Source organism: Nocardia carnea (genome assembly GCF_029868855.1).
Lineage (GTDB): Bacteria > Actinomycetota > Actinomycetes > Mycobacteriales > Mycobacteriaceae > Nocardia > Nocardia carnea_A.
The window spans coordinates 35151-48761 of the sequence record NZ_JARWOV010000298.1; the positions used below are offsets into that span (position 1 = coordinate 35151).

General features: G+C 67.7%; 11 protein-coding genes. 5 read left to right on the forward strand and 6 right to left on the reverse strand.

Annotated elements, in window-relative coordinates:
• Positions 1-56: 56 nt before the first annotated feature.
• Together QH195_RS30835 and lepA are read right to left on the reverse strand one after the other, a co-directional pair.
• Positions 57-2570 carry a hypothetical protein gene (locus QH195_RS30835; RefSeq protein ID WP_280437957.1) on the reverse strand — a complete coding sequence of 838 codons (2514 nt, stop codon included), beginning with the start codon at positions 2568-2570 and terminating at the stop codon, positions 57-59.
• Between the two features lie 149 nt (positions 2571-2719).
• Complete coding sequence (lepA, locus tag QH195_RS30840) at positions 2720-4597, reverse strand: translation elongation factor 4 (protein ID WP_280426605.1); 1878 nt, start codon at positions 4595-4597, stop codon at positions 2720-2722.
• Between the two features lie 366 nt (positions 4598-4963).
• Between lepA and QH195_RS30845 the strand changes: the two genes are divergently transcribed.
• On the forward strand, positions 4964-5545 hold the full coding sequence (locus QH195_RS30845; protein WP_280426606.1) for a type II toxin-antitoxin system PemK/MazF family toxin: 582 nt from the start codon (positions 4964-4966) through the stop codon (positions 5543-5545).
• A 20-nt stretch (positions 5546-5565) separates the two neighbouring features.
• Here QH195_RS30845 and QH195_RS30850 read toward each other — a convergent pair whose 3' ends face one another.
• Complete coding sequence (locus QH195_RS30850) at positions 5566-6360, reverse strand: aquaporin (RefSeq protein ID WP_280437958.1); 795 nt, start codon at positions 6358-6360, stop codon at positions 5566-5568.
• A gap of 315 nt (positions 6361-6675) precedes the next feature.
• On the opposite strand from QH195_RS30850, the gene rpsT reads away from it, so the two are divergent.
• Both rpsT and QH195_RS30860 read left to right on the forward strand, forming a co-directional pair.
• Entirely contained in the window at positions 6676-6936 is a 261-nt protein-coding gene (rpsT, locus tag QH195_RS30855) for a 30S ribosomal protein S20 (RefSeq protein WP_280426608.1), read from the forward strand.
• Between the two features lie 145 nt (positions 6937-7081).
• A complete protein-coding gene (locus tag QH195_RS30860; RefSeq protein WP_280426609.1) occupies positions 7082-7327 on the forward strand; it encodes a hypothetical protein in 246 nt (81 codons plus the stop codon).
• Positions 7328-7423: 96 nt separating this feature from the next.
• On the opposite strand, the gene holA is transcribed toward QH195_RS30860, so the two are convergent.
• The 3 genes from holA to QH195_RS30875 all read right to left on the reverse strand — a co-directional run bounded on the left by holA (position 7424) and on the right by QH195_RS30875 (position 10672).
• Positions 7424-8392, reverse strand: coding sequence for a DNA polymerase III subunit delta (gene holA / locus QH195_RS30865; protein ID WP_280437959.1), 969 nt, complete (start codon positions 8390-8392; stop codon positions 7424-7426).
• Positions 8393-8514: 122 nt separating this feature from the next.
• The gene (locus QH195_RS30870; protein WP_280437960.1) at positions 8515-9393 is read right to left on the reverse strand and encodes a GntR family transcriptional regulator; all 879 of its coding nucleotides are present in this window, start codon (positions 9391-9393) and stop codon (positions 8515-8517) included.
• A gap of 19 nt (positions 9394-9412) precedes the next feature.
• On the reverse strand, positions 9413-10672 hold the full coding sequence (locus QH195_RS30875; RefSeq protein ID WP_280437961.1) for a carotenoid oxygenase family protein: 1260 nt from the start codon (positions 10670-10672) through the stop codon (positions 9413-9415).
• Between the two features lie 342 nt (positions 10673-11014).
• On the opposite strand from QH195_RS30875, the gene QH195_RS30880 reads away from it, so the two are divergent.
• Together QH195_RS30880 and QH195_RS30885 are read left to right on the forward strand one after the other, a co-directional pair.
• Positions 11015-12436, forward strand: a complete 1422-nt coding sequence (locus QH195_RS30880) for a hypothetical protein (RefSeq protein WP_280437962.1) — start codon at positions 11015-11017, stop codon at positions 12434-12436.
• Positions 12433-13572: an ARPP-2 domain-containing protein gene (locus tag QH195_RS30885; protein ID WP_280437963.1), complete on the forward strand. Its 1140-nt coding sequence runs from the start codon at positions 12433-12435 to the stop codon at positions 13570-13572. Before QH195_RS30880 ends, QH195_RS30885 begins: the two co-directional genes overlap by 4 nt.
• Positions 13573-13611 lie beyond the last annotated feature (39 nt).

Genomic DNA, 13611 nt, shown 5'->3' on the forward strand with positions numbered 1-13611 from the left:
CGGCCGTTCACCCCCGCCCACCCGACCGGATCGAATCCGGGATCGGCCGTGAACCGTCAGAAATATACCCAGAACGCGGGGTCGGGAACCGCGTCTTCGGCCAGTGCCACAGTATGCGGCAGCAATCCCGCCGACAGATCACCCGTCAGCTCGCCACCGGCGAGCCCCAGCACCGTGTGATCGGTGTAGGGCGTGGCGGTGGCGACCCCGTGCACATCGTACGGAACGACCGCGACGCCGTGATCGGCGATCGGCTTCACCTGTGGTGCGGGCATCGGTGTGGGCATCGGCTGCGGCATCGTCGGCAGTTGCGCATCGGGCAGACTCGGCTGCTGGCTGGGCATGCTGACGGTCGGCACCTGCGGCTGTTCCACGGTCGGCACCTGCGGCGCAGGCTGATCCGCGGTCGGTATCTGCTGAGTGGGCAGATCGACGGTGGACGGAGTGGCGCCCTGGTCCCCGGTACTCGGCGCGCCGGTACCGGTACCACCACCGACGGGTTCGGTGGTGGTACCGGCGTCACCGGTCGACGAGCCGGGCGCGGTGGTGGTCACACCGCCGGATTCGCCGGTGGTCGAGGACCCCTCGGTGGCGGTGCTCGACTCCCCGGAGCTACTCGTCGGCGACGAGCCACCGGTCTCGGTGGTATCGGTGACGTCCGAGGGGGTGGTCGAGCCGTCCGGCGATGTGGTGCTGCCCTGCGGCGACGTCGTACTGCCCTGCGGTGATGTCGTGATCCCGGGCAGCAGTGTCGTACTGCCGCCGACCGACGTCGTGCTGCCGTCGGTGGTGGTGGTTCCGCTCGGTCCGGTGGTCGTCGAGCCGTCCGGGCCGGTCGTCGTGGTATCCGGTGTCGTGGTGACACTGTCGGAGGTCGTCACGGGCGCCGTGATGGTCGGCAGCACCGTCGTGGAATCACCGGGCAATGTCGGCTCGGTGGGCAGGTCCGGTGGCACCGGCTGCGGCAGCCGGTGGAAGAGGTCCGGCAGCTGGGCCGCGGGCGCGGTCAACGGCGACTGTCCCGTCGGCGGCTGGAAAACATGCGCGACCGGGCTGGTCGCGACATCGGGCTGCACCGTCGTCTGCAACGGGGTAGCTGCGACCGGCTGTACCGCAGGAGCTACGGCCGCCGGCGCCACCGGGGGTGGAACCGGCACCGCGACAACCGGAGCGGGCGCCACCGGCGCCATCGGGGCGACCGCCACCGGCGCGGGCGGCGCCACCGGCGCGACGGCCATCGGCGCGGGAGCGCTCGGCAGCGGGGCCGGGGCGGCGGCCGGCGTCACCGACATACCGGAGGTCGCCGGAGCGGCCGTGCCCGGTACGCCCGCCGCGTTCTGTACGGAGGCCGCACCCGTTCCGGTTCCGGTGGTGCCGCCCACCGCGATCCCGGCGTCGTCGCGCTGAACCGGCGCATCGATATCCGGCCCGCGGCCGGGGTCCGGAACATTCGGCTGCGCGCCACCGGCCGCCGGTTCCGTAGTGCCGGCACCGGCCTGCATCCAACCGGTGTATTGATCGAGCTGATCGTCGAGCGAGAAGGCATCATCGGCCGTGATCCCGAAATCCCAGTCGCCGTCGACCCGGACACCGCCGGGGCCCACCGAGATATCGACGTCCATATCCGAATCGACCTGCACCGACCCGCCGGCTCCGCCGAGCGCCAGCCCGGCGAACCCGCTGCCGTCGGCGTCCAGGGAGAACTCGAACCAGGCGCCGTCGTCGCCCGGGCCGCCCTCTCCCGCGGTCATCCGCGCGCCGCCCAGCAGATCGGCGAAGCCGAGATCCCAGTCCGAGAGCCCGGAATCGGCGGACTGTGCCACCGACTTCGGCTGACCGGCCGGATTCAGGCCGAACCCGGGCAGGTCGAAGATATCGGTTTTGAAGGCATCACCGGGCGCCGGCAGTTCGAAACCTCCGGGCGCACCGGGCCCTTCGTTGCCCGCACCGGGAAAATCCCCGCCCAGCCCCGGAATATCGCCGCCGAGGCCGGGAATATCGTCGAGCCCCGGTATCCCCCCGGAGGCCTCCGGGCGGCCGAACTCGGGCAGGCCCGGGATATTGGATTCGGGCACACCCGTTCCCGGCGTCCCCGGTACGTAGCCGGCCCCGGGAGCATCGCCGTCCGGACCCCCGGGGATCAGCTCCAACCCTGGAACCTGGTCCATATACGGCGCACCGTAGGAATCCAGATCGTCGAAGCCGAACTCCCCCGGACGACCGACCTGGATATCGAAGGTTCCGTGCGGCAGTGGCATCGTGACGCTCGCGTCACCCGGCGAGCCGAACGGCATATCCTGCGGCGCAACCGGTTCCGGATCCGGGAAGGTGACCACCGGGCTGGGCACATCGGGATCCGGATCGACATTGTGGGCCCACCCGGTATTGCGGCTGTCCAGTTCACCGGGCGACGCGGGCACCCCGCCGCCGTTGGCGGCAATCAGCGCGCCACCGGTCACATACGCGCCGCCACGGGCAACTCGCGCGGTGGCGCTGGCAATACGATAGGCGGCGTCACCGCCCCGTTCGGCGACTTCTTCTTCGCCGTCGAACGGCAGATCACTCGCCATTCCATAACTCCACTCTCGCGTGCACCGGCGACCGCACCGCCGTCGATCCGGCGCGGATCCGCCACCAGCCTATTGTCGACATCTACGGCTGTCACATTTTCGTTATCAGCGGATATCCAGGCGGGGCGAGGGGCAGCGGAAACCGGCAGCTATTTCTTGTCCTTCGGCTTGTCGGACTGGGCGTCGGAGGACAGCGCGGCCACGAACGCTTCCTGCGGAACGTCCACCCGGCCGATGGTCTTCATCCGCTTCTTGCCTTCCTTCTGCTTCTCCAGCAGTTTGCGTTTACGGCTGATATCGCCGCCGTAGCATTTGGCCAGCACATCCTTGCGGATGGCGCGGATGTTCTCGCGGGCGATGATCTTCGAGCCGATGGCCGCCTGGATCGGCACCTCGAACTGCTGGCGCGGGATCAGCTCCCGCAGTTTCGTGGTCATCTTGTGCCCGTAGGCCTGCGCGGCGTCGCGGTGCACGATGGCGCTGAACGCGTCCACCGCCTCGCCCTGCAGCAGGATATCGACCTTCACCAGCTGCGATTCCCGCTCACCGGCTTCCTCGTAGTCCAGCGAGGCGTACCCGCGGGTGCGCGATTTCAGCGAATCGAAGAAGTCGAAGATGATCTCAGCCAGCGGCAGGGTGTAGCGCAGCTCCACGCGGGTCTCGGACAGGTAGTCCATCCCGCCGAGGTCACCGCGCCGCGACTGGCACAATTCCATGATCGCGCCGATGAATTCGCTGGGCGCGATGATCGTGACCTTCACCACCGGTTCGAAGACCTGGCGCACCTTGCCTTCCGGCCAGAACGAGGGGTTGGTCACGGTGTGTTCCGCACCGTCCTCCATCACCACCCGGTACACCACGTTCGGCGCGGTGGAGATCAGGTCGAGCCCGAATTCGCGCTGCAGCCGCTCCCGGGTGATCTCCATGTGCAACAGACCCAGGAAGCCGCAGCGGAAACCGAAACCGAGGGCCACCGAGGTCTCCGGCTCGTAGGTGAGCGCGGCGTCGTTGAGCTGGAGTTTGTCCAGCGCGTCCCGGAGATCCGGATAGTCGGAGCCGTCCACCGGATACAGCCCGGAGTACACCATGGGCCGCGGTTCGCGATACCCGGTGAGCGGTTCGGTGGCGCCGTTGCGTGCGGAGGTGACGGTATCGCCGACCTTCGACTGCCGCACATCCTTCACACCGGTGATCAGGTAACCGACCTCGCCGACCCCCAGCCCCTGTGTGGGTTTGGGTTCGGGGGAGACGATCCCGATCTCCAGCAGCTCGTGCGTGGCGCCGGTGGACATCATCTTGATCTTCTCGCGCGGGGTCAGCTTGCCGTCCACCACCCGGACATAGGTGACCACACCGCGGTAGGTGTCGTAGACCGAGTCGAAGATCATCGCCCGGGCCGGTGCGTCGGCGTCGCCCACCGGTGCCGGTACCCGCTCGATCACCCGGTCCAGCAGTTCGGTCACACCTACCCCGGTCTTGCCGGATACCCGCAGCACATCCTCGGGCTCGCAGCCGACGATATGGGCGAGCTCGGCGGCGTAACGCTCCGGGTCGGCGGCCGGTAGGTCGATCTTGTTGAGAACCGGGATGATCTCCAGATCCTTGTCCAGCGCCAGGTACAGGTTCGCCAGCGTCTGCGCCTCGATCCCCTGCGCGGCGTCCACCAGCAGGATCGCGCCCTCGCACGCCTCCAGTGCCCGGGACACCTCATAGGTGAAGTCGACGTGGCCCGGGGTGTCGATCAGATGCAGGACGAAATCCTCGCCCGCGTGCTCACCGGTTCCCGGCGTCCACGGCAACCGCACGTTCTGGGCTTTGATGGTGATACCGCGTTCGCGTTCGATATCCATCCGGTCGAGGTACTGCGCGCGCATCTGCCGTTCCTCGACGACCCCGGTGAGCTGCAGCATCCGATCGGCCAGCGTCGATTTGCCGTGATCGATATGCGCGATGATGCAGAAGTTCCGGATCCGCGACGGATCGGTGAACGTCGTATCGGCGAAGCTGGCGGGCACTCCACTCCTCATGGGTATCGGGCGTACTGCCGACCATCGTCCCATGGTGGCCCGGCCCTCGGCTTCCCGGTCCCCGCCCGGCCGACCACCTCGCCACCGGACGCTCGCCACGATCTCCCGGCCCGGCCCGCCGCAGGAACCTCCGGCGAGGAACCGGACGGACCCAGCGGCAATACTCCGCGTCGCCACCCGAGCCACGTCCGGACGCGACCATCCGCGATACCGCCGAGGCCGATGCGACGGCGCCGCCCGCCGAGATTCCGACCGGCGGCGTGGCCGCAACACCGAGCGGGCCGACCGGAGCAACCGCTGACGGACCGCCATCGCGGCACCGCACAGCGATACACCGCCCTACCGGTGTGCCGTTATCCTCCTGGGATGCCCCGCAGTTGGAACAGTCTCGGCAAGCAACTCACCGCGATCGCGATACAACAGGGGCCGAAGCTCGTCCGGCGACAGGCACCGAGACTGGTGGAAGCACTGCTGGTCCGCGGCAGCACCCGGGCCACCCGCCGCACACCGCGCGCGGTTGCCGGCCCCAAGGGGGTCCCCGTCCGTCCGGCGGCCTCCACCCCGGTACCGACCGCACAGCGCGCCCGGCGGGTGGTCTACGCCCCCCAACTCGACGGTCGCGCCGACCCCGGCGAAATCGTCTGGACCTGGGTGCCCTTCGAGGAGGATCCGGACAACGGTAAGGACCGGCCGGTACTGGTGGTCGGCCGCGACGGGCACACCCTGCTGGGCCTGATGCTCAGCTCGAACCCGGACCGCGACCACGATCCCGAATGGGTCGGGATCGGCGCCGGCACCTGGGACCACCAGAACCGGGCCAGCTGGGTCCGGCTGGACCGGGTACTCGACGTACCCGAGGACGGGATCCGCCGGGAGGGGGCCATCCTGCCGCGCAAACTGTTCGACCGGGTGGCACACCGCCTGGTCCGGGAATACCACTGGAGCTGAGCAGTCCCGGCGCCGCCGAATCAGGCCTCCAGTTCCCGGGACCGCCCGAACAGCAGTCCGTACAGCAGTGCGCCGAGCACACCACCGATCAACGGGAACACGATGAACGCCCACAACTGCCCCATCGCCCCGTCCTGATAGGGCGCCACCGCGAGACTGCGGGCCGGGTTCACCGAGGTGTTGTCGACCGGAATGGAGATCAGGTGGATGAGCGCGAGGGTGAAACCGATGGCCATCCCGGCCTGCGGTATCTCCGAAATCCGATCGGTCGCGGCCAGCACCACGAAAACGAGGAGCGCGGTCAGCATCACCTCGACGATGATCATCGCGGCCATCCCGTACCCCTCCTGGATCACCACCTCACCGGCCGGACCGGTGACCGCCGACGGACTGTGCTCACCCCAGCCGTTGGCGCCCAGCCCCGAGGACGCGCGGTCGTAGGAGGGCAGGTTCTTGGCAATCGCGAACAACACCAGGCCGGCGAGCAGACCACCCACCACCTGGGAAACGATGTAACCCACCGCACTCATCGGTGACAGCCTGCCCATCATGAGCTGCCCCACGGTCACCGCAGGGTTGACGTGACAGCCGGAGACCGGCCCGATCGCGTAGACCAATACGAGCAGAGACAGGCCGAATGCCAGCGCCACACCCAGCGGCCCGACCTTCTCACCGGCCAGCACGGCGGTCCCGACACCCCCCATCACCAGAACGAATGTGCCGAGCGCCTCGGCCATCCACTTTCTCGTATCGGAGATATCCGCGGGCTCGACACCTTCGAGTACAGCTTCTCGTTCCTGCGCAGTGGGAGACATGAACACCGCCTTCCGAGAGGATCACCGCCCCGCCGGATACCGGGGCGCGCACTGGGAAACCTGGGTCCTGCTGCGAAACCAATGGGCCGAACTCCTCGGCACCTTACGCCGCACGAACGATCTTCACAACGACATATGTCCAGGTCACGGAGTTGCAACGCACCCGCGATTTCGCGGTGCCGCCCACTGCTGGTAACCTGGCCACTCGGCATTGCCGTACCCCGTGCCCGGAGAAATCCGAGCCGGCCGTATTCAGGGTTGGTACGCGCAGACAGACTTTCCGACCGAACCAGACAGGAACCAGAGGATACCGGCGTGGCCAATATCAAATCCCAGATCAAGCGGATCCGCACCAACGAGGCGGCCCGTCAGCGCAATCAGTCGGTGAAATCCGAACTGCGCACCCATATCCGCGCCTTCCGGGCGGCCGCCGCGGCCGGTGACAAGGAGACCGCCGCCGCGCGCCTCCAGTTCGTGAGCCGCAAGCTCGACAAGGCAGCCTCCAAGGGTGTCATCCACGCGAACCAGGCCGCCAACAAGAAGTCGGCCATGGCGCTCGCGCTGAACAAGCTCTGATCGTTCGATCTCTGTAGACATAAGCCGCCGTGGCGTCGATGACCACGGCGGCTTTTGGCATGCCTGGCTCGGTCAGCGCATGTTTTCCGAGGCAGTACCGGATGGCGGGCACCCAGAGGTCGGGCGTCTGTCGTAGCATGCGGCAATGGTCATGTTGTATGCGAACCAGTCGGTCGTCCAAGCCGAGGACCTGCCCGGCGTCATTCGCGCCGCCGAGGTACTCGGTATCGGTGTGAAAATCGAGAATGTGCTGGTACCCGCCGACGACGACGGCAGCCAGGTCGTCGTCTGGATGGTCACCCGCGACGAGGAGACCCCCGTCTACGAGGAGTGGGAGGGGCGCTTCGAGGAAGTCGCGGAGGAAGCCCTGGAGCTCAGCGCGGTCGATTGAGCCCGGCCCCGACCACACAACACCACCTCGACCACCTCCCCCGCAGTTCCGGCCCCGCGGCCTGCACTCATATCCCGGCAGGCACCGGCGCGGCCCTCAGCCACGTCCCTGTAGCGCCAGCAGCTTCAGGACGGCGTCTTCGAGGGCGAACCCGGAATCCGCGGCCCCGCCTTTGACATCAGCGTTCAGTGTCGCCACGACCTGTAGCGCGGAGCCGATCGCGGCCGGTGACCAACCACGCGCCTGGGCCTGGGCTTTCTTCACCTTCCACGGCGGCAAACCCAGCGGTCCGGCCAGTTTGAACGGATCACCGCGCCCCGCCGACCCGACCTTCGCGATCGTGTGGACGGAATCGGCCAGGGCATCCGCCAGCACCACATGCGGAACCCCGCGGTCCTGCGCCCAGCGCAGCGCTTCCACCGCCCCGGCCCTGTTTCCCGCGACGGTCAGGTCCGCGACCTCGAAACCCGATACTTCGGCCTTGCCGGAGTAGTACCGCCGCACGGCCGCGAGGTCGATCTTCCCGCCGGTATCGGCGACCAGCTGAGAGCACGCGGCCGCCAGCTCCCGCAGCTCCGACCCCACCGCTTCCAGCACCGCCTGCACGACGTCGCCGGAGACCCGCGCCCCCGCTGCCCGGAATTCGGCCCGAATGAACTCGGCACGCTCCGCGGCCTTGGTGAGCTTGGCGCATTCGTGGACCTCCGCCCCCGCCTTCCGCAAAGCCGGCACCAAAGCTTTGGCGCGCCCGCCGCCGGAATGCACCACCATGAGCACCACCCCCTCGGGCGGGGCCATCACGGCCTCGGTGATCACGGCCACGGCATCCTTGCCGGCCTGGTCCGCCGATTCGAGAATGATCACCCGGTCCTCGGCGAACAGCGAAGGACTCAGCAGCTCGGCCAGTTCCGCACTACTGGCATCACCCGCCCGCAACCGGTCGACCGGAACCGAGTCCGGGTCGGGGGCGACCGCCCGCACCTGCGCCGTCACCCCCGCAATGGCCCGCTGGATCAGCAGTTCTTCTTCCCCCAGTACCAGGTGCACCGCCGCTCGCTCGCTCACGGCTCCGATCGTACGGGCGCGTCCCGACATTCCCCCGGATCGGCCTCACCGGCGCCCGGCGCCCCGCACTGTCGGGCCCATACCGCAGTACGTTGCGCCACGTTCACGCGCCGGACTTCGGGTCAACGTAGCGATCTCGGCCTGTCGAGCACGACCGTCAGTCCGTCGAGCAACCGTTCGAGACCGAAGGCGAACAGCGATTCCAGATCCACTTCCGCACTCGGATGGGTGAGCTGCGTGACCAACGGCCCGTCGAACGGAAGCCGCGCCCTGGCCCATTCCGTGTTGGTCATCCCCGTGTCCAGGAGAGCGCCGGCTTCGGTTTCGATATTCACCGCCGTCCCGCGTACGTAATTGACCAGCGTCGCGTACACGTGCAGCCGGGTATCCGGATCCAGGTCCAGGCCGTCGAGCGCGCTCAGGGTCCACAGCCCGTACGCCAGCATCCCCGGCAGCGGGACCGGGCGGGTGATGGAAACGAGCCGCGGCAGCCAGGGGTGGCGCTGGTAGGCCGCCCATTGCAGTTGGGCCGCCACCCTGAGATGAGACCGCCATCCGGGTGGCGGCTCGGGATAGTCGATCTCGGCGAAGGCGGCGTCGGCGATCAGCTGGGTGAGTTCGGACTTGTCCTCGAGATGCCGGTACAGGGTCATGGTGGCTATCCCGAGCTCGGCGGCGACCGCCCGCATCGATAGTGACTGCAGGCCACCGGCGTCGGCGATCCGCACGGCCGCGCGGACCACCCGATCGCGTTCCACACCGGCCACCTGCCGCGCCGGCTTCCGGACCGCGACCACCGCGCCGACCCGTGCCCGTGACTCGATGAATCCCTCCTGTTTGAGCGTCGCCAGCGCCTTCGTGGCGGTCGCCATCGCGACTCCCCAATCGCGCATGATCGCCCTGGTGGTGGGAACCGGGTCACCGGGGTGGAGTTCGCCGTCGGTGATCCTCCGCTGGATATCGGCGACGATCCGGCGATATGGCGGCTGTCCGGCGTTCACCGCACCATGCTGCCACGCGTCACCGGTCGGGCAACCAGTTGCCGTGCAGACCCAGCGGCACCCGGCCCGGCAGGTGCACCCGCGCCACCGGATCGCCCGTGAAATCCTGCGCGGCGAGGATCACCAGGTCGGCGGCATCTCGCTGTGGATTGTGGACATAGGTCAGCAGATAGCCTTCGTCCTCCTCGGAGCCCGAAGCGACGAATACGGCCTCGCCCACCGCCTCCTCCGCGCCGAACCCGTGCACCTCGGCCGTGCCACCCACCAGATCGTGTTTCACCAGGGCATTACTGAACGCACCGTCCGGTGTCACACCGTCCGGTACGAACGGAACCCCGTAGAGCGCGGACGCCGCCGAATAGCCGTACCGATACGGGCGGCTGGTGTACGCCTCGTTCACCCGCGGGAAGTCCTGCGGCCGATCATCGATGCGCCGCTGGTGGATTCGGTCCGCGGTGAGGGTCCAGCGGTCCAGTACGGGCCGGATCCCGCCGGGATCGGCGGGGTCGAAAGGTTCCTCCGCCGTTACCAGGTCGAGCACGATCGAATCGCCGTCGTCGTAGGCGTTCAGTGTGTGACTGACATGCACCGGGCCGATTTCCAGCCAGCGCACGTCACCGCCGCTGCGCGACATCACCCCGACACGTGTCGGATGTTGCGGCAGCCATCGGCAGTCGAAACCGTCGAATCCCAGCGGGGTGTCCCACAGCACCACATGGTCGCGGGTCAGCGCGAAATCGTGCAGGAACGGCGTCCGCGGCATCGGGATGGTGGTGGCACGCACGATTTCCCCCGCCGCCCCGGTGACGATGTGCTGAACGAAATCCCGGCCCGGCATATACGACAGTGAGTGGAGTTCACCGGTTACCGGGTCGTGCTTGGCATGGGCTCCGGCGGTGAACCCCTCGGGTGTACAGCCCAGGTCACCGAGCCCGACCGTGTTGAGCTCATCGTCCAGCTCGGCGGGCGGCAGACCACCCTCCGCCATCGCGAAAACGCGCCCGGCGTGCTCGAGTACATGCACCATCGGGGCGAAGCCCGGTGTACGCACGAAACGATTCCGGTACCACTGCGCGCGGCCCTCGCGCAGCCGTATCCCGTGGACCATGCCCTGTCCCATACCCCAGATATGGGCCGCGGGGTCCTCCACCCCCAGCGGATTCGGTCCGTTGCGCAGGTAGCGGCCGTTCAGCTCGTCCGGGATACGCCCCGTGACAGCAAGATCGAAGGCAGTGATCTCTTCGGCGACAGGAGCGAAATGGTTGTCCAGATACTTCATGTGGACAACGTATGCAGTCGACTCGAAAAACCCTCTGCACGAGGAAAAATACCGCTCTCTGCACTAGTGCAGAAGACAATCCGCACTGCCCGGAACCGGCCCCCGGATCGGCCGCGCCGTCGAGTGCCGCCCAGCGGTATCCGGCAACACGCGCCGAGCGGCGTCGGCGCCGTTCCCGGCGGTGCGGAATATCGAGGCGACATAGCCGGTCGCGCCTTGATACTGTCCGAGCGCCGGCCGCGGGACTCCGGCGCGACTTCCGGACGTTGACTCTGAATCAGCCAATTCGCTGTTCGCGCCCCTATACCCCGGCCGGCGCCCATCGATCGACCAGGACAAGTCATGAGTGTGCGCAGCGACCAGATCGCGACCGAGGATGTGCTGCTCTTCGCCAACGCTTCGATCACCGCGACCGGTCAGCGTGAATTCCATTCCGGACAGCGCCGCCAGCAACTCTCCCTGGATTTTCTGCACGACTACATGCTCGGCAACTATCGCGAGCTGTACACCGCGATCCTGGCGCTCGACATCAACGACCACAACGCGGCGGCGATGATCCTGCGGCTGCTGGCGACCGCGGGTGAGGCGAGCCCCGAGCAGCGCCGCACAGAAGGGCTGATGATCGCCCGGCGGCTCGAATTGCTCCCCGCGCAGCGGGTCTACCGGCTGCTGCGGCGGATACGCGAGGCGGGCATCAACAACCGGCGCACCCGGGCCATCATCCGCGATTGGCTCGTGACCCGCCCGGATCCGGACCTCGACGCGGTGAAGTATCGGGGTGCGCTCGCGACAACACTGCGGCACACCCATCTTCCACCGCAGCACACGGAACTGGGCGACTTCCTGTTCGCACCGCACCGCCGTACGCGGTACACCACACCGTTGCTCGAGGCGTGGCGCGCGGCGCATTACGCGAAGAGTGGACTCTACGACCTTCCGTACACGGTCGCCGAGGGATTCGCCGCCCGGCGTCACATCGACCGAGAGGAATTCCTGTCGGGTATCGCGCCGCGGATGACCCGGCTGGAACGATTGCGCCTGCAGGAATCCGCCCGCAGGCACGGTGCCTCGGCGGTGCAGGCAGACCTGAACGGAATGCCGTTGACCCGCTTGGCCTCCTATGTGCTCGCGCTGCCACTCGACGACCGGGTACAGCGGCGCGCAGAGCTCACCGCGGCCTTGTACTCGGCGGCCGGCCGTGCTGCCGGCGCCGAGCGGGGACGCTGGGGGAAGGTGGCCGCGGTGCTGGACGACAGCTTCTCCAGCACCGGCTCCACCGTGAAGCGGCGACGCCCGCTCGCGGTGGCACTGGCCTGCCATTATCTTCTCGAGGTCCTCGCCGCCGAGTATGTTCCGCTGTGGACATCCGGGCGCGACGATGCTCTGCTCGGCTATCCGTACGGAGCGACCCCACTCGGGCACCGCATCATCGATGCACTCGATACCGCACCCGATCGCGTCGTCATCGTGTCCGACGGCTGGGACAACGCTCCACCCGGCCTCGCCGCCGAGGTGCTTCGCGTCTGGTATTCCCAGCTGGATCCGGACGGCCGTGTCGATATCGTGCACCTCAACCCGGTCTACGATTCCGGTGATTTCGATGTCCGCCGGATCGCAACCACCGTACCGACCGCCGGAATCCGCACCGCCGAGGATCTTCCCGCCCTCGTCGAGCTCGCCCATTTCTCCAACGGTCGTACCGAGTTGGCCGATCTGACGGCCTATCTCGCCGTGCGGACCAGGCGATTCCTGGAGGCAGGATGACCGCGCTGGACCTCACCGGTCTGACCACCGGACCCGCGCAGGTCTGGGGCGGTGTGCGGCTGGTACCGCTACTGCGCGCGGAGCCGGTCACCGACCTGCGGCTGCACACCGACCTGTACGACGCCGATATCGGTGTGGTCGACCTCGGCCGCAGCTACTACACCTCTTATATTCCACACGCTTTCGTGGCCGACTGGGGTGGTGACGGCAGCCCGGCGGCCACCTACGGCACGCAGCTGACCAATCGCCGTCCCGACGACCGTATGCGGTTGCATTTCCAGCATCGGATGGTCAAGCGGCAGAACAAGGCCCGGCTCCGCTTTCTGCCACTGCATCTGGCGCTGGAGGGCTACCTGGCCCTGCACTTCGGCGGCCCGGTATTCGCCTGGGAAGAATGGTCGCGGCGGGCGCTGCGCAACGGCCTGTCGCCCCGGGCCGAGCAGGTCTACGTGGGCGCGGAAGTGAGCGGGCTGACCGACGCCCTGCGCGTCTTCGAGATCCACCCGAACCAAAGCGGCGTGCTGGTGTACATCGCCGACGTACTGGCCTCGGCCTTCGTGGTACCGCATCCCGACGACTATCGGTCACTTCATCCGAGTCTTGTCCACGATCTGTACGGCGAACTGATCTATCAGTATTCGTATCTGCCGCCGGTGACGGAGTACCGGGTACGTCTACCGGATAGCGGCATCCGTTCGGTGGCCGACCTGAGGCTCTTCGCCGGACGAGCGGAAACCGAGTGGTCGCGATTCCATGACGCCACCATGGCCGCCGGGCTGCTCGACGATACCTACGCCTGGGAACGGGTCTACCGGATGGGCCGGTTCACGCTGTCACGGTTCCTCCCATCGTTCCGGTTGAAGCATGAGAACCACATCGGCGAGACGATCACCGATGCGAAGGGCAGGGTCCTGTATCTGAAGACGTTCCGGCTCGCCGAGAACCAGGTGCGGCGTGGCTACCTGCTGTCCCAGCTGGCCATCGACGACTGGCGCCTGGCCGATACGGCCGCCCGGCTCGAGCTGAGCGAGGAACAGTTGGGTCTGCGCCTGGAGTCGGCCGGGTTCGGGTACCTTTTGCAGCAGCATGTACTCGACAGCTACCGCGCTCGGGCCCGTCGGAGGCAGCGCGGGTGAGCGGCGGCGGACACGCGAGCCGAACCGATATTTCTCGTA